The organism is Burkholderia sp. CpTa8-5, from assembly GCF_017815045.1.
GTDB lineage: Bacteria > Pseudomonadota > Gammaproteobacteria > Burkholderiales > Burkholderiaceae > Burkholderia > Burkholderia sola.
The window spans coordinates 219657-241264 of the sequence record NZ_JAGIQD010000006.1; the positions used below are offsets into that span (position 1 = coordinate 219657).

The 21608-nt window shown below is 71.5% G+C and carries 7 protein-coding genes; all 7 read left to right on the forward strand.

Translation table 11 applies throughout. The features are described 5' to 3' along the window. Positions 1-248: 248 nt before the first annotated feature. Positions 249-9932, forward strand: a complete 9684-nt coding sequence (locus J8I35_RS12400; protein ID WP_209925586.1) for a non-ribosomal peptide synthetase — start codon at positions 249-251, stop codon at positions 9930-9932. Positions 9933-9941: 9 nt separating this feature from the next. Next, positions 9942-14930: a non-ribosomal peptide synthetase gene (locus J8I35_RS12405; RefSeq protein ID WP_209925587.1), complete on the forward strand. Its 4989-nt coding sequence runs from the start codon at positions 9942-9944 to the stop codon at positions 14928-14930. Continuing rightward, complete coding sequence (locus J8I35_RS12410) at positions 14920-15951, forward strand: GNAT family N-acetyltransferase (protein WP_209925590.1); 1032 nt, start codon at positions 14920-14922, stop codon at positions 15949-15951. Before J8I35_RS12405 ends, J8I35_RS12410 begins: the two co-directional genes overlap by 11 nt. A 33-nt stretch (positions 15952-15984) precedes the next feature. Further along, positions 15985-17361, forward strand: a complete 1377-nt coding sequence (locus J8I35_RS12415; RefSeq protein WP_175978246.1) for a lysine N(6)-hydroxylase/L-ornithine N(5)-oxygenase family protein — start codon at positions 15985-15987, stop codon at positions 17359-17361. Positions 17362-17383: 22 nt separating this feature from the next. Beyond that, a complete protein-coding gene (locus J8I35_RS12420; protein ID WP_089488426.1) occupies positions 17384-19648 on the forward strand; it encodes a TonB-dependent siderophore receptor in 2265 nt (754 codons plus the stop codon). Positions 19649-19736: 88 nt separating this feature from the next. Next, positions 19737-20576, forward strand: a complete 840-nt coding sequence (locus J8I35_RS12425) for a formyltransferase family protein (RefSeq protein ID WP_124679753.1) — start codon at positions 19737-19739, stop codon at positions 20574-20576. Next, positions 20576-21592 carry a GNAT family N-acetyltransferase gene (locus J8I35_RS12430; protein WP_089488428.1) on the forward strand — a complete coding sequence of 339 codons (1017 nt, stop codon included), beginning with the start codon at positions 20576-20578 and terminating at the stop codon, positions 21590-21592. The genes J8I35_RS12425 and J8I35_RS12430 overlap by 1 nt, the downstream gene beginning before the upstream one ends. Positions 21593-21608 lie beyond the last annotated feature (16 nt).

Consider the following 21608-nt stretch of genomic DNA (forward strand, 5'->3'; position numbering starts at 1 on the left):
AGGCAATAACGCGAAAAACGGCAAATCTGACGCAAAAGCGGCGGGCGGGGCGCGCCCCGTTCCGGCTTTCCTTCCTGATAGACGAACGGGCCGCGCAAATATTTAGCGACATCGCCAAAAAAAGCGGTCGCACGCATTTTGCGCACAAAGCGGTAAAAAATCGGCCGCGTCGTTCGTCACACCAGTGAAGCCGCCCCAAGCGGCCCCGAGACTTGGCCGAAGCGGCCGGACCGAAGGATTTCACGCACATGACGAGTTTCCCGACTGCGCTGCATCACCGAATCCGCGAACTGGCGCGCATCGCGCCCGACGCACCCGCCATCGCGGTGCCTTTCCAGAACGACCTGCGCCTGTCGCGCGGTGCGCTCGACGCACGTGCGTCGCAACTCGCCCGGCAACTGCGGGCGGCCGGCGTCGGCGCCGAAGTGCGGGTCGGCGTGTGCGTCGAGCGGTCGGGCGACCTGTTCGTCGCGCTGCTGGCCGTGCTGAAGGCCGGCGGCGTGTTCGTGCCGCTCGATCCGCGCCATCCGGCCGCGCGCCTCGACTGGATCGTGCAGGACGCGCAACTGCGGCACGGCATCGTCGACGCCGCCGGCCGCGCGGCGCTCGGCACGCCGTTCGAACACGCGTTCGACGCAGCGGTGGAAGCATCGGGCGTCGCGCAGGATCACGTGTTCGATGACGACATCGTGACCGTGCATCCGCGTTCGGCCGCTTACATGATCTATACGTCGGGCTCGACCGGCACGCCGAAGGCGGTGGTCGTCGAGCACGGGCCGCTCGCCGCGCATTGCGACGCGCTCGCGGCCGCGCTGCCGATCGAGGGCGGCGACCGTCTGCTGCATTTCGCGTCGGTCAACTTCGACGCCGCGCACGAATGCTGGCTCGCGCCGCTCGCGGTCGGCGCCGGCATCGTCGTGGCGCCGCCGCAGCCGTTCGCGCCGGTGGACGCGCATGCGCTGATGGTGCGCGAAGCCGTGAACGTCGCCGCGTTTCCGCCCGCGTACCTGCGTGAATTCGCGGCCGTCGCCGCGCGCGACGGCGTGCCGCCGGCCTTGCGCGTGCTCGCGTTCGGCGGCGAAGCGCTGCCGCAGCAGGCGTTCGAATTCGTGCGCCGCACGTTCCCGGCGGTGCGCCTGATCAACGGTTACGGGCCGACCGAAGCCGTGATCTCGCCGATGCTGTGGCCGGTCGAGCCGGGCGAGACGCCGGTGCTGGCCGCGGACGACGCGTATGCGTCGCTGCCGATCGGCCGCGTGATCGGCCCGCGGGTCGCGTGCATCGACGGCGCCGACGCCGATGGGGTGGGCGAACTGCTGCTCGGCGGCGTGTGCGTCGCACGCGGTTATCACGGTCGCCCGGCGCTCACGGCCGAGCGTTTCATTCCCGATGCGGACGGTGAACCCGGCGCGCGCGTCTATCGCACCGGCGACCTGGCACGCCTGCGCGACGACGACGCATACGATTATTTGGGCCGCCTCGACGATCAGGTCCAGGTGCGCGGCGTGCGCGTGGAGCCGGCGGAAATCGCCGCGTGCCTGCGCTCGCACCCGGCCGTGACCGACGCGGCCGTGATGGCCGACACCGCCAACGGGCCGACGCGGCTGATCGCGTGCGTCGCGTTGCGCGCGGCGGCCGACGATGCCGCATTGAAGGCGCATGTGGCCGCGCAATTGCCGGCCGCGTGGCAGCCGCACGGGTTCGTGCGGTGCGATGCGCTGCCTTACACGCTGAACGGCAAGCTCGACCGTGCCGCGCTGCGCGAGCGGATTGCCGCCCAGCGGATTGCCGCCGCGCGCGATACGACGCAAGCCGCGGGCGACGCGTCGCGCACACCGACCGAACAACAGATCGCGGGCCTCTGGCAGACGCTGCTGGGCCTCGACGCCACGCCGTCGCGCGACGATCGTTTCTTCGCGCTGGGCGCCGATTCGCTCGCCGCGATGCAGTTGCAGGCCGCGATCCGTGCCGCCATGCGCGTGAATCTGCGGCTCGACACGCTGTTCGCCGATCCGGCGCTCGCCGAACTGGCCGAAATCGTCGATCGCGCGGAACGCGAGACCGGCGAACCGCTGGCCGCGATTGCCGCGCGCCGCGCGCCGGCCGATGCGGCCGCGTCGGGTGCGACGTACGTCGATCGTGCGGCATCGCTCGCCCAGCAACGCTTCTGGGTGCTCGCGCAAACGCGCGACGCAAGCGCGGCGTATCACATCGCCGCGCACTGGACGATCGACGGCGTGCTCGACCGCGACGCGCTGCAGCGCGCGCTCGATCACGTGATCGGCCGACATGAAGCGTGGCGCACGACACTCGTGGACAACGACGACGGCGTCGTGATGCAGCGGATTCACGCGCATCTGCCGGTGTCGATCGCGTCGGTCGACCTGCGCGAGCAGCCGCCGGCTGCCCGCGACGCGCACGCCGCGCGTCTTGCCGAGCGCGACGCGGCCGAACCGTTCGACCTCGCGCGCGGCCCGCTGCTGCGCGCGACGCTGGTCGTGCTCGCGGACGACCGTCACCGCCTGCTGCTGACCGCGCATCACGCGATCACCGATGGCTGGAGTTCGCGTTGCGCGTTCGACGAACTGTCCGCTGCGTACTGCGCGTATGCCGAAGGCCGAGAACCGTCGCTGCCCGGATTGCCGATCCAGTACGCGGACTACGCGGACTGGCAGCGCGACATGCTGGCCGGCGGCGAGGGCGAGCGCCAGCTCGACTACTGGCGCGGCGCGTTGTGCGACGTGCCGGGCCCGCTCGCGCTGCCGGTCGACCGCCAGCCGGGCGCCGCACGCACGCTGCACGGCGCGCGCGTATCGGTGCGCCTGCCCGATGCGGTCGCGGCCGACGTGCGGCAACTCGCGCGCGACGCGCAGGCGACCGTCTTCACGGTGCTGCTGGCCGCGCTCGACGCATGGCTGTCGCGACTGACCGGCGAAACCGACGTCGTCGTCGCGGTGCCGGTCGCGCATCGTCAGCGCCCCGAAACGCGTGCGTTGCTGGGTCTTTTCCTGAATACGGTCGCGCTGCGCGTCCGCGTGGCGCCGACGCTGCCGTTCCGTGCGCTCGTCGATGCGGCGCGTACCGCGGCGCTCGACGCGGTCGCGCACCAGGACGTGCCGTTCGAGCGCGTCGTCGACGCGGTGAAGCCGCCCGTCAAGCGCGGCGACGAATGGCTGCGCGTGAAGTTCGCGCAGCAGTTCGACGCACGGCACGACAGCGTGCTGTCGGGCGCCACGGCGGTCGCGACGCCGGGGCCCGATCTCGCCGCGCGCTTCGATTTCGCGCTGGATTTCACCGACGACGCGAACGGGATCGAACTGGTCGCGGCCTATGCGACCGACTGCATCGATGCCGATACCGCGCGTGCGTGGCTCGACAGCTATGCGGCGCTCGTCGCGTCCGCCGCGCATGAACCGCACGCGACGACGGCCGCGCTGCCGTGCGATGCATCGGCTGCGTCGCGCCAACCGCGCGACGGCCGTGCGCTGCGCATCGAACATGCCGACATCGTCGCCGCATTCGCGCGGCAGGCGGCTGCCTATCCGCATCGCGTCGCACTTTCTGACGCATCGACCTCGCTGACGTTCGCCGAACTCGACGACGCATCGAACCGCATCGCGCGGGCGCTGACGCAACGCGGCGTCGCCGCCGAAGCGGCGGTCGTCGTCTGCATCGAGCGTTCGGCACGGTTCGTCGTCGGCCTGCTCGGCGCGCTGAAAGCCGGCGCGCTGGCCGTGCTGCTCGACCCCGCGCAGCCGGCCGCGCGCCTTGTGGCTGCTGCTGCCGACTGCGGCGCACGCTGGGCGCTCGTCGCCGAGCCGGCCGCGTGGCCGGCCGGCATCGACACACAGCCGCTCGACGTCGACGCGCTCGCGCAGGACGCGACGCTCGCCCATGCGGCCGGCATGCGCGTCGCGCCGCACCCGCAACAGGGCGCGTACCTGATCTACACGTCGGGCTCGACCGGCACGCCGAAGGGCGTCGTCGTGTCGCACGGCGCGCTGGCCGACTACGTGCAGGGGATGCTCGACGAACTCGCGTTCGCGCCCGACGCGTCGTTCGCGATGGTGTCGACCGTCGCCGCGGACCTCGGCCACACGACGCTGTTCGGCGCGTTGTGCGCGGGCCGTACGCTGCACCTGCTGCCGGCCGCGTGCGCGTTCGATCCGGACCTGTTCGCCGACGAAATGCGCCGCCGCGACGTGGGCGTGCTGAAGATCGTGCCGAGCCACCTGCAGGCGCTGCTCGACGCGCGCGTGCCGGCCGACGTGCTGCCGCGCCACGCGCTCGTGACGGGCGGCGAAACGCTCACGTGGGCGCTCGTCGCACGGCTGGCCGCGCTCGCGCCGGCCTGCCGCGTGATCAACCATTACGGGCCGACCGAAGCGACGGTCGGCGCGATCGCGTGCGACACGGCGTCGATTGCCGCCGACGCGCGCGATCCGGCGAGCGGCGTGCCGCTCGGCCTGCCGCTGCCGAATGCGCGCGCGCTGGTGCTCGACGCGTTCGGCGCGTGCGTGCCGGCCGGCGCGACCGGCGAGCTGTATCTGGGCGGGCCGGGCGTCGCGCGCGGCTACCTCGGCCGGCCCGCGCAAACGGCGGAGCGCTTCGTGCCCGATCCTTTCACGCCGGGCGCGCGGCTGTATCGGACGGGCGACCGCGTGCGGTTGCGCACGGACGGCCGTCTGGCATTCCTCGGCCGCATCGACGATCAGGTGAAGATTCGCGGCTATCGCGTCGAGCCGGGCGAGGTCAGTGCGGCCGTGCGCGCGACCGGCCCGATCGCGCAGGCTGAAACGCTCGCGATCGAGCACGATAGCCGCCTGCGGCTCGCGACGTTCGTCGTGATGCGCGACGGCGCGGCGTTCGACGAAGCCGCGGTGCGCGCCGCGCTGGCCGCGACGCTGCCCGACTACATGGTGCCCGCGCAGTTTGTCTCGCTCGCGCGTCTGCCGGTGACCGCGAACGGCAAGATCGATCGCGCGGCATTGCGCGAACTGGCCGCCGTGCCGGTTGCGGTCGCGTCCGGCGATGCACCGCAAGGCGCGGTCGAAACGGTGCTTGCCGATGTCTGGCAGGCCGTGCTGAAGGCGCCGAAGGTCGGCCGCGACGACAACTTCTTCGAACTGGGCGGCGACTCGATCCTCGTGCTGCAGGTGATCGCCCGGGCGCGCAAGCGCGGTGTCCGCTTCACGCCGAAGCAGCTGTTCGACGGGCCGACCGTCGCCGAACTCGCGCGCGTCGCGAAAACGGATGACACGGCCGTCACCGCGCAGCACCCTGCGGTTGCGCCTGCAACGGCCACGCCGGCTGCGAAGCCGATCCTGACGCCCGCACAACAGCGCTTCTTCGCGCTCGATATCCCGCACCGCGGCCACTGGAACCAGTCGGTGTCGTTCGACGTGCGCGGCGCGTTCGACGCGGACGCATTCGCGCGCGCATTCGACGCGTTGCTCACACATCACGACGCATTCCGCCAGCGCTTCGCATGCGCCGCCGACGGCACGTGGCACGCGAGCGATGCGGCGAAGCCGTACGACGCGCTGCCGTTCGTCGAAGTCGCCGCACGCGACGAAGCCGATGCACTGGCGCGCTTCGACGCGCTGCAACGCCGTCTCGATCTCGGCAACGGGCCGCTCGCCTGCGCATGCGCGGCACGGCTGCCGGACGGTTCGACGCGGCTCTATCTCGCGATTCACCATGCGATCGTCGACGGCGTGTCGTGGCGCATCCTGCTCGACGATCTCGACACCGCCTACCGCGCGGCATGCGAGCGCACGCCGGTCCGCCTGTCGCAGCCGGGCCTGCGCGCGGACGCCTGGGCCGCACGGCTCGCCCGCGCGGCAACGGAACCGGTGTCGCCGTTCGCAGCGGAAGCCGCCTACTGGGCCGGCACGGCGCAGGGCGACGACATCGCGCCCGATCACCCCGACGCAGCGGCGACGAACGCCGATGCGGCCGTCGTCGTGCAGACGATCGACGCGACATTGACCCGCGCCGCACTGACCGACGCGCACGCGGCCTATCGCACGCAGACGATCGAGCTGCTCGGCGCGGCGCTCGCACTCGCGCTGGCCGGCGCGCGCGGTGCCGCATCGTGCCGGGTCGAACTCGAGGGGCACGGCCGCGAAGCGCTGTTCGACGACGCGGATGCCAGCCGCACGATCGGCTGGCTGACGAGCCATTACCCGGTGACGCTGCCGGTCGCAGCCACGGCCCGCGACACGCTGTGCGCGGTCAAGGACACGCTGCGCGCGGTGCCGCACAAGGGGCTCGGCTTCGGCGTGCTCGCGCACTACGGCGATGCGGCCACGCGTGCGGCGCTGGCCGCCGTGCCGCGTCCGCGCGTCACGTTCAACTATCTCGGCCAGTTCGACGCGCCGCGCGACGCGACGCTCGTCCCGCGCTTCGGCGGCACCGGCGTCGAGCGCGATCCTCGAGGCCCGCTCGGCAATACGCTCGCGATCCATGCGTACCTCGACACGGACGGCGACGGCGCGCGCACGCTGAAGGTGCACTGGGTCTACGGTGCGCCGCAATTCGAACGCGCGACGATCGACGCATTCGCCGAACGCTTCGCGACCGCGCTGCGCGAACTCGTCGATGCATGCGTGTCGCGCGTCGCGCATCGCGGCGCCGGCGCGACGCCGGGCGATTTCCCGCTCGCGCAGGCCGCCGGCCTCACGCAGGCCGCGATCGAACGCGCGCCGCTCGACTGGCGCGCGATCGACGACGTGTATCCGCTGTCGCCGATGCAGCAGGGCATCCTGTTCCATGCGCTGTTCGCGCCCGGCCACGCGAGCTACGTGAACCAGCTCGTCGCGACCGCGACCGCGACCGCGCTGGACGCCGACCGGCTCGCGGCCGCATTCGACGCGTCCGTCGCGCGTCACGACATCCTGCGCACGAGCGTGATGCCGGACGAAGCCGCGCCGCTGCAATGCGTGCATCGGCACGCACGCATGCCGGTCGAGCAACTCGACTGGCGCACGCGCGGCGACACGCTCGACGCCGATTTCGACGCATGGCTCGCGGCCGACCGCACGCGCGGCTTCGACTGGCGCGCGCCGCCGCTGATGCGGCTCACGCTGATCCGCGTGACGGACGATGCGTGGCGGGTCGTCTGGACGCGCCACCACGTGCTGCTCGACGGCTGGAGCACCGCGCGCCTGCTCGCCGACGTGCTGCGCGACTACCGCGACCCGGACGCCGTGTCGCCGTTCGCGAGCCGCCCGGCGCTGCGCTATCGCGATTTCATCGCATGGCTCGGCACGCGCGACCGCGACGCCGACGAGCACTTCTGGACCGACCGCCTGGCGCGGCTCGATGCACCGACGCTGATCGCGGAGCGCACGGCCGATCGCGCGGATGCCGAGATGGTCACGTGGCGCGCGACGCTCGACGCCGACACGACGGCGCGCGTCGCGCAAACCGCCCGCGCGCTGAAGCTGACCGTCAACACGCTGGTGCAGGGCGCATGGGCGCTCGCGCTGCAGCGGATGACGCACCAGCCGGCCGTCGCGTTCGGCGCGACCGTCGCCGGCCGCCCCGATGCGCTTGCGGACGTCGACTCGGTGCTCGGCCTCTTCATCAACACGCTGCCGGTCATCACCGCGCCGGCGCCGCAGCAACGTGCGGCCGACTGGCTGCAAGCGCTGCAACGCGAGAACGCGGCGGCCGCCGAACACGCGCACACGCCGCTCGCCGACATCCAGCGCTGGGCGCGCGGGTCGGGCGGCGCACTGTTCGACACGCTGGTCGTGTTCGAGAACTATCCGGTGGACGAGTCGGTGCGTGACGCCGATCCGCGCGCGCTGGCGTTGAGCGGCATACGCAGCATCGAAGCGACCGATTTCGCGCTGACGCTCGTAATCGAAAGCGGCGCCGAACTGACGATCGACTACGGCTACGACACCGCACGCGTCGACGCGCGTCAGGTCGAGACCTGGCATCGCGCGTTTGCCTGCGCGCTCGATGCGCTGGCCCGTACGCCGGACGCGCTGCTGGGCACGCTGTCGATCGCCGACGATGCGACCCGCGATACGCTCGTGCATGCGCAGCACACCGCACATGTCTGGCCGTCCGAACAGCGGCAGCCGCTGCATCTGCAATTCGCCGACGCGGTACGGGCGACACCCGACGCGACCGCGCTCGAATACGCGGACGCTCACGGCCGCGTGCAGCGCGCGACCTATCGCGAACTCGACGCCGCGACGTCGCGCATCGCCGCCGCACTGCGCCGGCGCGGCGTGCAGCCCGACACACCCGTCGCGCTGTGCGTCGAGCGCTCGTTCGACATGGTGATGGCGCTCGTCGGCGTGCTGAAGGCCGGCGCCGCGTACCTGCCGGTCGATCCCGACTATCCGGCCGAGCGCATTGCGTACCTGCTGCGCGACGCGCGGCCGGCCGTCGCGATCACGCAGGCGCATCTGCGCGAGCAGGTCGAGGCCGCGCTGGGCGAGGGCGCCGATACGCAACTGCTGACGGTCGCGGACCTGCTGGCCGACGAGGCGGGCGGTATTGACGACGAAGCCGCCGCGATCGACGACGCGCAGCTCGCGTACCTGATCTATACGTCCGGCTCGACCGGCAAGCCGAAGGGCGCCGGCAACACGCACGGCGCGCTCGCGAACCGGATCGCGTGGATGCAGCACGCGTACCGGCTGACGCGCGACGACGTCGTGCTGCACAAGACCCCGTTCGGCTTCGACGTGTCGGTGTGGGAATTCGTGTGGCCGCTCGCGATCGGCGCGAAGCTCGCGATCGCCGCGCCGGGCGATCACCGCGATCCGGCGCGCCTGGCCGCCGCGATTCACGCGCACGGCGTGACGGTGCTGCATTTCGTGCCGTCGATGCTGGCCGCGTTCGCCGCGCATCTCGACGATTTCTCGGCCGCCGCGCAATGCGACAGCGTGCGCCTGATCGTCGCGAGCGGGGAGGCGCTGGCGCCCGAGCTCGTCGCGAAGATGGCGCGCCTGTTGCCGAACGCGACGCTCGTGAACCTGTACGGGCCGACCGAGGCCGCGATCGACGTATCGCACTGGACCTGCGGCCCCGACGACGCGCAGGCGGTCGCGGTGCCGATCGGCCATCCGATCGCGAACCTGCAACTGCACGTGCTCGATGCCGCGTGGCAGCCGGTGCCGGCCGGCGCGACCGGCGAACTGTATCTCGCGGGCGCGGGCCTTGCGCGCGGCTATCTCGGCCGTCCGGCGCTGACTGCCGAGCGGTTCGTGCCCGATCCGTTCGTGCCAGGCGCCCGCATGTACCGCACCGGCGACCTCGCACGCCGGCGCGCGGACGGCGCGCTCGACTACCTCGGCCGCGTCGACACGCAGGTGAAGCTGCGCGGCCAGCGGATCGAGCCGGGCGAGATCGAGGCGCTGCTGCGCGCGGCGCCGGGCGTCAACGATGCGGTCGTGGTCGTGCGCGACGCGCAACTGATCGGCTATGTCGCGCGCGGCGACGCGGGCCCGCTCGACCGTGCAGCGCTGCTCGGTGCGTTGCGCGCGCAACTGCCGGCGTACATGGTGCCGTCGCAGTTGATCGAGCTCGATGCATTGCCGGTCACGCCGAACGGCAAATGCGACCGCCATGCGCTGCCCGCGCCGGTGCGCGAAGCGACCGAAGCCGTCGAACTCGCGACCGATACCGAGCGCGCGCTCGCCGACATCTGGCAGCGCGTGCTGCATGTGGACGCGATCGGCCGCGACGGCGATTTCTTCCTGCTCGGCGGCCACTCGCTGCTCGCGACGCAGGCCCACGCGCAGGCGAACCTGCACTGGGGGCTCGCGCTGCCGCTGCGCACGCTGTTCGACACGCGCACGCTGGCGCGCTGCGCGGAAGCGATCGACGTGGCCTGCGCGGCACGCGGCGCGACCGATGCGGCGAGCGCGATCGACGCGCTGCTCGGCGAACTGGAAACCCAATAAGGACGACGGATGACGAAGGTTCAACCCGACTGGCTCGCGCTCGCGACGCGTTTCGCGCAACTGCCCGACGCGCAGCGTGCGGTCTTCATCGACAAGCTCGGCGCGGCCGGCATCGACTTCCGCGTGCTGCCGATCCCGCCGCGCACGCCGCGCAGCGATCGCGTGCCGGCATCGTTCGCGCAGACGCGGCTGTGGCTGCACGCGCGGCTGATCGATGCGCCGGACGCGTACCACATCACCGAGCGCCTCGCGCTGACGGGGCCGCTCGACGTACATGCGCTGCGTCTTGCATGCGACGCGTTGATTGCGCGCCATGAGGCGCTGCGCACGACCTTCGACGAAGCGCAGGACGGCGTCGCGCAGACGATCCACGCACCGCTGCGCTGCCCGTGGCGCGAAACCGATCTCGAAGCGTTGCCGGACGCGCAGCGCGCGGCACGCGCGGAAGCCGTCGCGACGGCCGACGAAGCCGAGCCGTTCGATCTCGGCACGGCGCCGCTCGTGCGCGCGCATCTGGTGCGCTTCGACGCGACGCATCACTGGCTCGCGCTGACCGTCCATCACATCGTGTCGGACGGCTGGTCGTCGGGCGTGATGCTGTTCGAGCTTGCGGCGTTCTATCGCGCGTATGCGTCGGGCGAACCGGTGACGCTCGCGCCGCTGCCGATTCAGTACGCCGACTACGCGCTGTGGCAGCGCCGCTGGCTCGATGCCGGCGAGCGCGACCGTCAGCTCGCGTTCTGGCGCGAACGGCTCGATCCGCAGCGCGGCGTGCTGACGCTGCCCGGCGCGACCGCACGGCCGGCCCGTCGCAGTGCGCGCGGCGCGCGCCATGTGTTTTCGCTCGACGCGCGCGTCGCTGCGCAGTTGCGCGCGTTCGCGGCCGCGTCCGGCGCGACGCCGTTCGCGGTGCTGCTCGCCGCGCTCGATGCGTTGCTGGCGCGCGCGACCGGCGACGCGCGGATCTGCGTCGGCGTGCCGGCCGCGAACCGCGAGCGCGCGGAAGTCGCCGGCCTGATCGGCTTCTTCGTCAATACGCTCGCGATCGACGTCGACGTGCCCGCGCACGGCGATTTCTCGTCGCTGGTCGCGCGTACGCAGCGTGCGCTCGTCGATGCGCAGATGCACCAGGACGTGCCGTTCGAGCAGGTGGTCGACGCGCTCGGCGTGCCGCGCAGCGCGAGCCACCATCCGCTGTTCCAGGTGATGGCCGCGTATGGCGAACGCCGCGCGCTGCCGCCGCTCGGCGCGGCGTCGGCCGCGCTGCTGCCGTCGGGCACGCCGTCCGCGAAATTCGACCTGACGCTGTCCGTCGAAGCGACGCCGGACGGCACGTTCGACGCCGCCTTCATCTACGCGCTCGACCTGTTCGACGCGGATGCGATCGCACGGCTGGCCGCGCGCTTCGTCACGCTGCTGACCGATGCGCTCGCGCGCCCGGATCTGCCGATCGGCGATCTCGACTGGCTGCCTGCCGACGAACGCGCGCAGCTCTTCGCGTGGAACGCGCCGGCCGGCGCGACCGCCGCCGAGCCGTTCGTACCGGTGCATGCACGCATCGCCGCCCATGCGCACGCGCGGCCCGACGCACGCGGTGTCGCCGATATCGATCGCGCGTTGACGCGCGGCGAGGTCGATGCCCGTGCCGCACGTTTGGCGCGCCATCTGGTGGCGGCCGGCGTGCGGCCCGAGATGCGCGTCGGCGTCGCGCTGCAGCGCTCGGTCGACCTGCTCGTCGCGCTGATCGCGGTGCTGAAGTCGGGCGCCGCGTTCGTGCCGCTCGATCCGGCTCATCCGCGCGAACGGCTCGCGCAGATCGTCGGCGATGCGGCCATTGCGCACGTGCTGACCGACGCCGCGAGCGCCGCGTCGCTGCCCGACTTGCCTGAATTGCGCATCTGGCGCGCGGACGAAATCGCCGCGCTCGACGAAGCCGCGCACGTCGCGCTGCCGGACGTGCTGCCCGGTCATGCGGCGTATGCGATCTACACGTCGGGTTCGACCGGCAAGCCGAAGGGCGTGATCGTCGACCACGCGTCGTTCGCGCTGCATTGCGCGGCGATCGCCGAGCGCTACGGCGCAGGCGAGCACGACGTGTTCCTGCTGTTCCAGTCGGTCAATTTCGACGGCGCGCACGAAGGCTGGTTTTCGCAATACATGTCGGGCGCCGCCGTGTCGGTGACGGCCGACGTGCTGTGGCCGCCCGCGCAGACCTGCGCGATGATGATCCGCGACGGCGTGACGATGACCTACGTGCCGCCCGGCTGCGCGGCCCAGCTCGCCGAATGGGCGCTCGCGCACGGCGCGCCGCCGACGCTGCGTTCGCTGACCGTCGGCGGCGAGGCGACGTCGCGCGAGGCGTTCGCGATGCTGCGCCGCGCGCTGCCGAAGGTGCGCGTGGTCAACGGCTACGGCCCGACCGAAACGGTCATCACGCCGACGCTGTGGATGTTCCGTCCCGGCGACGATCTCGCGAAGCTCGGCGACGCCGCGTATCTGCCGATCGGTACGCTGGTCGGCGCGCGCACCGCGCACGTGCTCGATGCGCGACTGCATCCGCTGCCGGTCGGCGTGATCGGCGAACTGTATCTGGGCGGCGAGGGCATCGGCGTCGCACGCGGCTACCTCGACCGGCCGGCGCTGACGGCCGAGCGTTTCGTGCCCGATCCGTATGGTGTGCCGGGCGCGCGGCTGTACCGGACCGGCGACCTCGTGCGGCGCCGCGCGGACGGCGTGTTCGATTTCATCGGCCGCGTCGATCATCAGGTGAAGCTGCGCGGCCTGCGCATCGAACTCGGCGAAATCGAAGCGCAGCTCGCCGCGCACGACGCGGTGCGCGAAGCCTGCGCGGTCGTGCACGGACAGGGCGCGCTCGCGCAACTCGTCGCGTATGTCGAGTTGACCGCCGAAGCGCAGGCGGCCGCGCAGCCGGTCGAAGCCGCGACGCTCGATGCGCACCTGCGCCGCACGCTGCCCGACTACATGGTGCCCGCGCAACTGATCGTGCTCGACGCGTTGCCGCGCAACGCGAACAGCAAGGTCGACCGCGCGCGGTTGCCGGCGCCGGTGCGGGTCGAACGTGCGTACGAGGCACCGCACGACGGCGACGAAGCCGCGCTCGCGGCGATCTGGTGCGACGTGCTGAACCTCGAACGCGTGGGCCGCGGCGATCACTTCTTCGACCTCGGCGGCCATTCGCTTGCAGCCGTGCGCGTCGCGACGCGCGTGGCCGAGCGGCTCGGCCGCGACGTGCCGGTGCGTGCGTTGTTCGAGGCGCCCGTGCTCGCGCAATACGCGCGGCAGGTGGCCGATGCGCCGCGCGCCGCGCATACCGGCGCCACGGCGCCGGGCGTCGCCATGGCCAAACCGGACGCGCACGGCGTGTGGCCGCTGTCGCCCGCGCAGCTCGGCCTGTGGTTCCTGTGGCGCGCGCAGCCGGACAGCGCCGCATACAACATTCCGGTCGCGCTGCGCGTGCGCGGCCCGCTCGACGTCGATGCGCTGCGCGCCGCGTTCGCGGATGCCGCCGCCGGGCATCCGGCGCTGCGCGCGCGGCTCGTCGTCCGCGACGGCGCGCTGCCGGGCCAGCGGATCGACGCAGACGTTGCCGTCGATCTGCCGGTGATCGACCTGTCGGCGCAAGCCGATGCGCTGGCTCGCGCGACCGCGCTGACCGACGCGGATGCGCTCGCCCCGTTCGACCTCGCGGCCGACGCGCCGCTGTGGCGCGCCCGCGTGTTGCGGCTCGGTGCGGACGATCACGTGCTGTCGGTGACGATCCACCACATCGTGTCGGACGGCGAATCGATCGAGCTGTGGCTCGACGCGGTGCGTGCCCGCTATGTCGCCCGCGTGCAGCGCAGCGCCGTGCCGGCCGGTGAAGCCGTCGAACCGGCCGCGCCACCGCTCGTGCTGCCCGCGCCGTGCCATCCGGCGCGCGTCGCGTACTGGTGCGATGCGCTCGCCGATCTGCCGTCGCGCATATTGCCGCAGCGCACCGATGCGCCGGCCGTGCCGCAATGGCGCGCGGCCCGCATCGCATTCGAATTCGATGCGCCACTGATTCGCGCCGCGCGCGCCGCCGCGTCGGCCTCGCACGCGACGCTGCCGATGCTGCTGCACGCGGCGCTCAACACCGCGCTGTTCCGCGCGACGGGCGCGGCCGACCAGCCGGTCGGCGTGCTCGCGTCGACGCGCGAACTCACGGGCGACGCGGCCCGCGCCGCGCTGGGCCTGTTCATCAACTCGGTCGTCGTGCGCACGCGGATCGCCCCGTCCGCGCGCCGTGCGGACGTGCTCGCGCAAGTGCGCGACACCGCGCTTGCCGCATATGCGCATGCCGACGTGCCGTTCGCCGACGTCGTGGCCGCGCTGCGTGCGCCGCGCGCCGCGCAGGCCAATCCGCTGTTCCAGGTGATGTTCAACTACCTGCGCCCGACCGGCGCCGCCGCACGCGACTGGGCCGGTCTGTCGCTGGCCGGATTCGACGACGTGCGCCATCGCGTCGTGTTCACGCTGGAGCTGGACGTCGTCGAGCATCCGGATGGCCGCGTGAGCGCCGCGTTCTCGTATGCGGACGAACTGCTCGCGCGCGATTTCGTCGAGACGCTCGTCGATCTGTATCACGACGAAGTCGCGCGGTTCGCCGGCGCGTCGGAGGCGGCGCTCGGCGCACCTGATAAGCACGCAGCCGCGCACGCTGCGTCCGGCGCACGCGCCGGCGCCGCGACCCAGCCCCCTGCAATGCCGTCCCATGCGGCCGCCGCGCTCGCCGCGCTGTGGTCGGACACGTTCGCGACGGCCGCACCCGAGGCCGATGCAGACCTGTTCGAAGCCGGCGCGACGTCGTTCGACGTCGTGCGCTTCGTCGACGTGGCCGGCCGTGCCGGTCATGCGCTGACGGTCGCCGACGTGTTCGCGGCGCCGACGCTCGCGGCGCTCGGCGCGCGGCTCGATGCGCAAGCGGAAACGGGGCAGGAGGCGCGCCATGCTGGCTGAAGTGCGCCCGGACGGATTCACGATGCTCGATACCTACCGCCTCGCGTTCGCGGACGGCCTGTTCGCCGCGCGCGACGGCGCGGAGATCCGCGTCGCGCAGGGCGACGGGATCGGCGCGCAGTTGCTGCGCGCGCAGCTCGGCGACGACGGCGCGCTGCGCCTCGTCGCCTATAACCATCGCGCGGCGCCGGCCGATCAGCGGCGGGCGCTGCTGGCCGCACTCGCCGCGGCGTTCTCGGACAGCGCGCGCCACGCGGCGATTCGGCTCGACCCGGCCGCATGGCCGGCGGTCGCGCTCGACGCGCTGCGCGCGAGCGGCGTGCTGGCCGACGGCGGCCGCTGCCTGCGCGACGGCTGGGCGCAGCAGGCCGACCTGTGGCGCGTCGGCGCGGCGCTGCCGTGCGCGACGCTGCCGACGATCACCGACGGCCGGCGTCATCCGCGCCGTCCGCCCGCACCGCGCGGCGACGTCTATGCGCGCGACCTGCCGGCGCTCGGCGTGCGCTTCACGCTGCGCGGCTGGCAGCCGGCGGAAGACACCGAGCGGCTCGCGCGCTGGTTCGACGAGCCGCGCGTGCGCGACGGCTGGCCCGGCGCACAGCCCGCGCCACGCGGCGCGGAAGACGCGCAGGAAACCGATCCGCACGTGACGCGGCTGGTCGGCTGTTTCGACGACGAGCCGTTCGCGTATTTCGAAGCGTTCTGGCTGAAGGAGGACGCGCTCGCGCCGCACGTCGCGGCGCGCGACTACGACCGCGGGCTGCGGATGCTGGTCGGCGAGCCGCGCTGGCGCGGTGCGCACCGCGTGGCCGGCTGGCTGCCGTCCGTCGTGCATTACCTGTTTCTCGACGACCTGCGTACCGAAGCGGTCGGCTGTGCCGTTCCGGCCGGCCACACGCGGGTTGCCGACCATCTCGCGCGGCATGGCTTCGCGCGGCAGCGCCGTCTCGCGCTGGCCGACGCGCAGCCGCTGTGGATGCGCACGCTGCGCGAGACGTTCTTCTCCGGCCGTCACGTCTGACGGGCCGGATTCACCGATAAAGGGAGCTGAGACATGCAGAGAGAAACCGTATTCGACCTGATCGGCGTCGGCTTCGGGCCGTCGAATCTGGCGCTGGCCGTGCGCCTCGCGGAGCGCGGCGGCGCGCACACGCTCGCCCATTGCTTCATCGAGCGCCAGCCGGAGTTCGGCTGGCATCGCGGGATGCTGCTCGACGACTGCCGGATGCAGATCTCGTTTCTGAAGGATCTCGTGACGATGCGCGATCCGAAAAGCCGCTACACGTTCATCAACTACCTGTTCGAACGCGGCCGGCTCAACGAATTCATCAACCTGAAGAACTTCTATCCGACCCGTGTCGAATTCCACGACTACCTGAGCTGGGTGGCCGACGCGTTCGACGATCGCGTCCATTACAGCGAGACCGTGCTCGGGATCGAACCCGTGCGCGGCGACGGCGCGAAGATCGACGCGCTGCGCGTGCTGTCGCGCGACGCGGCCGGCCACGAGCGCCAGCGCATCACGCGTGCGCTGTCGGTGGGCGTCGGCGGCACGCCGGCGATTCCCGATGCGTTCGCCGCGCTCGGCCGCGACCGCGTGATCCATTCGTCGACGTATCTGGCCGACATCGACCGGCTCGTCGCGTCGCCCGACGGCGAGCGCCGCCGCGTCGCGGTGATCGGCGCGGGGCAGAGCGCGGCCGAGGTGTTCATCGACCTCGCGCGCCGCTTCCCGCACGTCGACGCGAGCCTCGTGATGCGCGCGGGCGCGCTGAAGCCGGCCGACGACAGCCCGTTCGTCAACGAAATCTTCAGCCCCGAATTCACCGACGTCGTCTATGCGCAGCCGCACGACGCGCGCCGCGCGCTGCTCGAGCGCTATCGCGACACGAACTACGCGGTGGTCGACCGGCCGCTGATCGAGCAGATCTACGAAATGCTCTATCTGCAGCGCATCGACGGCACGCCGCGTCATGCGCTGCTCGCGAACAGCGCGATCGAGGCCGCGGTGCGCACCGCCGACGGCCGCATCGAGCTGACGCTGCGCGACCGGATGAGCGGCGCCACGCGCGTCGAGCGTTTCGACGCGCTCGTGCTCGCGACCGGCTACCGCCGCGACACGCATTCGGCGCTGCTCGAAGGGCTCGCGCCGCACCTGGGCGATGCGCTCACGCGCGGCGACGTCACGCGCGACTACCTGCTCGCGACGCCCGAGCACTTCGCGCCGCGCATCTACCTGCAAGGCTGCTGCGAAGACAGCCACGGCCTGTCCGACACGCTGCTGTCGGTACTGGCGCGCCGCGCCGACGAGATCTGCGCGTCGCTCGAGGACGGGATCGCACCCGCGCACGACGAAGGCGCGGCGCGGGCCACGCACGAAAAACGACCGAACAACGGGGTGAGCGCGGGCCGGATGGCTTTCGCTCTTTGACAAAGGCGCGGTCGGAGACCGCATGAAAAAAGTGGAGCAGAAGAAGATGGAGTGGGCAACAGGCACGCGTTTGCGTGCGATCGCAGCCGCGGCAAGCGTCGCGTTCGGTACAGCGGCGGCAGGGCACGCGTACGCGCAGACGGCGCCGGCCGTGAACGCGGGCGCCGCGGCGTCGGCCAGCAGTGCGCAAAGCGGCGCGACGACGTCAACGTCGAGCACCGCGCAGAACGGCACGCTGCCGGCGATCACCGTCAACGCGGCCTCGGCCGGCGACGGCACGGTCGGACTCGTCGCGAAGCGCAGCACGACCGGCACCAAGACCGACACGCCGCTCAACGAGATCCCGCAGACGATCAACGTCGTCACCGCGCAGCAGATCGAGATGACCGGCGCCACCGACGTGAACGCGGCGCTGCGCTACGTGCCGGGCTTCTCGTCGTACGGGTCGGACAACCGCTCCGACTGGTACGCTGCGCTGCGCGGCTTCACGCCGACCGCCTACGTGAACGGGCTGCAGGTGCCGAACACGATCAACCTCGCGAGCTGGCGCGTCGATCCGTACATGATCGACAGCATCAGCGTGCTGCGCGGGCCGACCTCGGTGCTGTACGGCGCGGGCGATCCCGGTGCGATCATCGACGTGCACACCAAGCTCGCCGACGGCGAGCGCGTGCGCGAAGCCGGCGTGCAGATCGGCAACTACGCGCGCAAGCAGTTCATGATCGACGTCGGCGACAAGCTCGATCCGGACGGCAAGTATGCGTACCGGTTCGTCGGCGTCGCGCGCGACGGCAACGCCATGACGGGCCCGAACAACGACCAGCGCGTCGCGCTCGCGCCGTCGTTCCGCTGGCGCCCGGACGCGGATACGTCGCTGACGCTGTCCGCGACCTACCTGCAGGACTGGGGCGACATCTCGTCGAACTTCCTGCCCGCGCAGGGCACGGTGCTGCCGAACCCGAACGGGCAGATCAACAAGGACATCTACGAAGGCGACGGCAGCTTCAACTACTACCGCAAGAAGCAGTGGTCGGTCGGCTACCAGTTCGAGCGCAACCTGACGCCGGCCTGGACGTTCCGCCAGAATACGCGGCTGATGCACCTGTCGCTCGACAACGGCTCGGTGTTCGGCAACGGCTTCGTCGACGGCAGCACGACCGACGTGTCGCGCTGGGCCGGCGTGTTCCAGATGAACTACAGTCGCTTCGACATCGACAACAACCTCGAGGGCCGCTTCGCGACGGGCCCGCTGCAGCACACGCTGCTGCTCGGCTTCCAGTACAACCGGCAGACCGCGACCGACAGCGAGTGGCTCGCCGCCGCGCCGCCGCTGAACATCTACAACCCGGTGTACCAGCCGGTCACGACGGCGGTGTTCACGCCCGACGCGACGTTCCGCACCAACACGTACACGACGCTGAACACGTTCGGCCTGTACGCGCAGGACCAGATCAAGTGGAACCGCTGGACGCTGACGCTCGGCGGCCGCGAGGACTGGGTCAACATGCGGCAGGACGACCGCGCGGCCGGCACGTCGACGAAGGCCGACGTGACGGCGTTCACGGGCCGCGTCGGCCTCACGTACCAGGGCGACTACGGGCTGTCGCCGTACGTCAGCTACGCGACGTCGTTCAATCCGCTGATCGGCGTGAACCTGGTCGGCGGCGGACTGCCGCAGCCCACGCGCGGCAAGCAGATCGAAGCCGGCCTGCGCTGGCAGCCGCCCGGCAAGAACCTGATGCTGAACGCGGCGATCTACCAGATCAACCAGACCAACGTGCTCACGTCGGCGCTGCCGAGCCAGGACCCGACCGGCACGAAGTCGGTGCAGACGGGCGAAGTGCGTTCGCGCGGGATCGAGTTGAGCGCGACCGGCAAGGTCACGCGCAACCTGTCGGTGATCGCGTCGTACGTCTATCAGGACGTGAAGAACGTGCAGGCCAACGACGTTTCGCTGAACAACTGGCCGGTCGACATTCCGCGTCCGCGCCAGATGGCGTCGCTGTGGACCGACTGGACCTGGTACACGGGGCCGCTCGCCGGCTTCGGCCTCGGCGGCGGCATTCGCTACCAGAGCGCGTCGGCCGGTGCGGCCGACAACTCGCTGACGGTATCGAGCGTCACGCTGTTCGACGCGGGCCTGCATTACGACATGCGCAACTGGCGCTTCGCGGTGAACGGGACGAACCTGTTCAACCGCCATTACATCAGCGGTTGCCAGTCGAACAACGTCTGCATCTTCGGGACCGACCGCACGGTGATCGCCACCGCGAAATACAACTGGTGACGTCGCGCGCCGCGGCTCGCCGGCCGGCCTTCGTAGCCGGGGCAGGCCGGCCGCGGCGCCTTCGTCCGCTTTTTTCCACGACGCCTCCATGCCGAAGAAAAATCTCGTCTACATCCAGTCGCTGCGCAACGGCGCGGCCGATCGCGCCGGCCAGCCGGTCGCTTATCGGGGCGGCACGCGCTACATGAAGGCGCCGCTCGAATTCCTCGTCGAGCGCCTGAACGATTCGCCGCTCGGCGAACGCTACACGCTCCAGGGCGTGATCGTCGACGACGACGAAGGCTCGCCGGCCGACCGCGCGAAAGTGGCCGATTACGGCTTCGCGCGCACGCCGGGCCGCCCGTGGATCCTGCCGGAAGGGCTGACGGTGCAGGGCCGGCCGGTCGACGAGCTGTTCTGTTCGATCCCGTCGACGTACCGGCGGCTGCCGCGCGACGCGCGCGAGCGCGTGGCCGGCAAACAGGCGTTCGAGCGGCGCCTGCTCGAGCGCCTGCTCGAACTCGACGCCGACGTCGTCGTGCTCGACGGGCTGCTCGTGATCCTCGACGAACTCGTGCGGCCGGGCGCGCGCTTTCACCGGCGCATCGCGAACATCCACCCGGGCATTACCGCCGACGATTCGCCGTACCAGCGGCGCGGCGCGTGGGCGACGCTCGACGCGCTGCACGGCGCGCGCGGCGAACGGGTCGACTGGGCCACCGGCGCGACGTCGTCCATCGAACCCGTGACGATGACGGGCGCGTCGTTCCACTACGTCGACAACGGTATCGATTCCGGCGAGGTGATCTGCGACGTGCTCGACACGCCGATCGCGCCGGACGACACGATTCTCGAACTGCGCTGGAACAACTTCCAGCGCAGCCTGTTTCCGGCGCTCGAGCGCGGGCTGCACGTGCTCGCCGATCGCCACGACGCGGGAGCATTGTGATGCAAGACACGCTGACGAAACCGGCCGGCGCCGCCGACGCCGTCGAAGGTGAAGTGGCCGCCGCGCTCGACGGCGCCGCGCACGGGCAGGCGGCGGCGGTCGTCGAGCATGCGCTCGACGCATGGCGGCCCGACGACGCGCCCGACGCGCTGCTCCCGACGTTAGTGGCGCTGTTCAACACCGACACGCGGCACGACGCGGCGACGATCACGGTGCCGCTCGGCGGCGCCGATGCGGCGGCCGTGGCCTCGTACGTCGCGCGTGCGGTGCGCGAAGGCGTGATCGACGGCGCGCAGGTCGCGGGCGACGCGCTGCGGCTCACCGTGTCGCGCACGACGTTCTGGCAGAACCCGCGGCCGTGGCTGAAGGCGCCTGCGTCGGGCGGGATGCCGCTGCGCTACGCGATCACGAACGGCCACCGGCATCCGGTGCGGCCGCCGTCGCCGGCCGGCGAGATCTATGCGCGCGCGATGCCGCAGGTCGGGATGACGTTCAGCCTGCGCACCGTCGACATCGACGCGCACGCGGACCTGTTCAGCGGCTGGATGAACCTCGACCGCGTCGCGCATTTCTGGGACCAGCGCGGCACGCGCGACGAGCATGCGGCGTATCTCGCCGAACGGCTGGCCGATCCGCACATGCACCCGATGATCGGCTATTTCGACGACACGCCGTTCGGCTATTTCGAGTTCTACTGGGCGAAGGAGGACCGCCTCGCGCCGTTCTACGACGCGCACGACTACGATCGCGGGCTGCACCTGCTGATCGGCGACTCGCGGTTCCAGAGCGCCGGCAAGCTGCATGCGTGGTGGAGCGGGGTGCTGCACTACATGTTCGTCGACGAACCGCGTACGCAGCGGCTCGTCGGCGAGCCGCGCGTCGATCACGTGCGGCATATCGCGTACATGCATCGGCTCGGGTTCTACACGCTGAAGGAATTCGATTTCCCGCACAAGCGCGCGGCGCTCACGGTGATCGAGCGCGATACGTTCTTTGACACTTTCCGGTTGCCGTGACGAGGCGGGCGCGCGG

What these genes read in the sequence shown, in the direction of transcription:
- J8I35_RS12405 (WP_209925587.1), top strand. Translation starts at nt 9,942, where the DNA reads ATGACGAAGGTTCAACCCGACTGGCTCGCGCTCGCGACGCGTTTCGCG.
- J8I35_RS12425 (WP_124679753.1), top strand. Translation starts at nt 19,737, where the DNA reads ATGCCGAAGAAAAATCTCGTCTACATCCAGTCGCTGCGCAACGGCGCG.
- J8I35_RS12430 (WP_089488428.1), top strand. Translation starts at nt 20,576, where the DNA reads ATGCAAGACACGCTGACGAAACCGGCCGGCGCCGCCGACGCCGTCGAA.
- J8I35_RS12415 (WP_175978246.1), top strand. Translation starts at nt 15,985, where the DNA reads ATGCAGAGAGAAACCGTATTCGACCTGATCGGCGTCGGCTTCGGGCCG.
- J8I35_RS12410 (WP_209925590.1), top strand. Translation starts at nt 14,920, where the DNA reads ATGCTGGCTGAAGTGCGCCCGGACGGATTCACGATGCTCGATACCTAC.
- J8I35_RS12420 (WP_089488426.1), top strand. Translation starts at nt 17,384, where the DNA reads ATGAAAAAAGTGGAGCAGAAGAAGATGGAGTGGGCAACAGGCACGCGT.
- J8I35_RS12400 (WP_209925586.1), top strand. Translation starts at nt 249, where the DNA reads ATGACGAGTTTCCCGACTGCGCTGCATCACCGAATCCGCGAACTGGCG.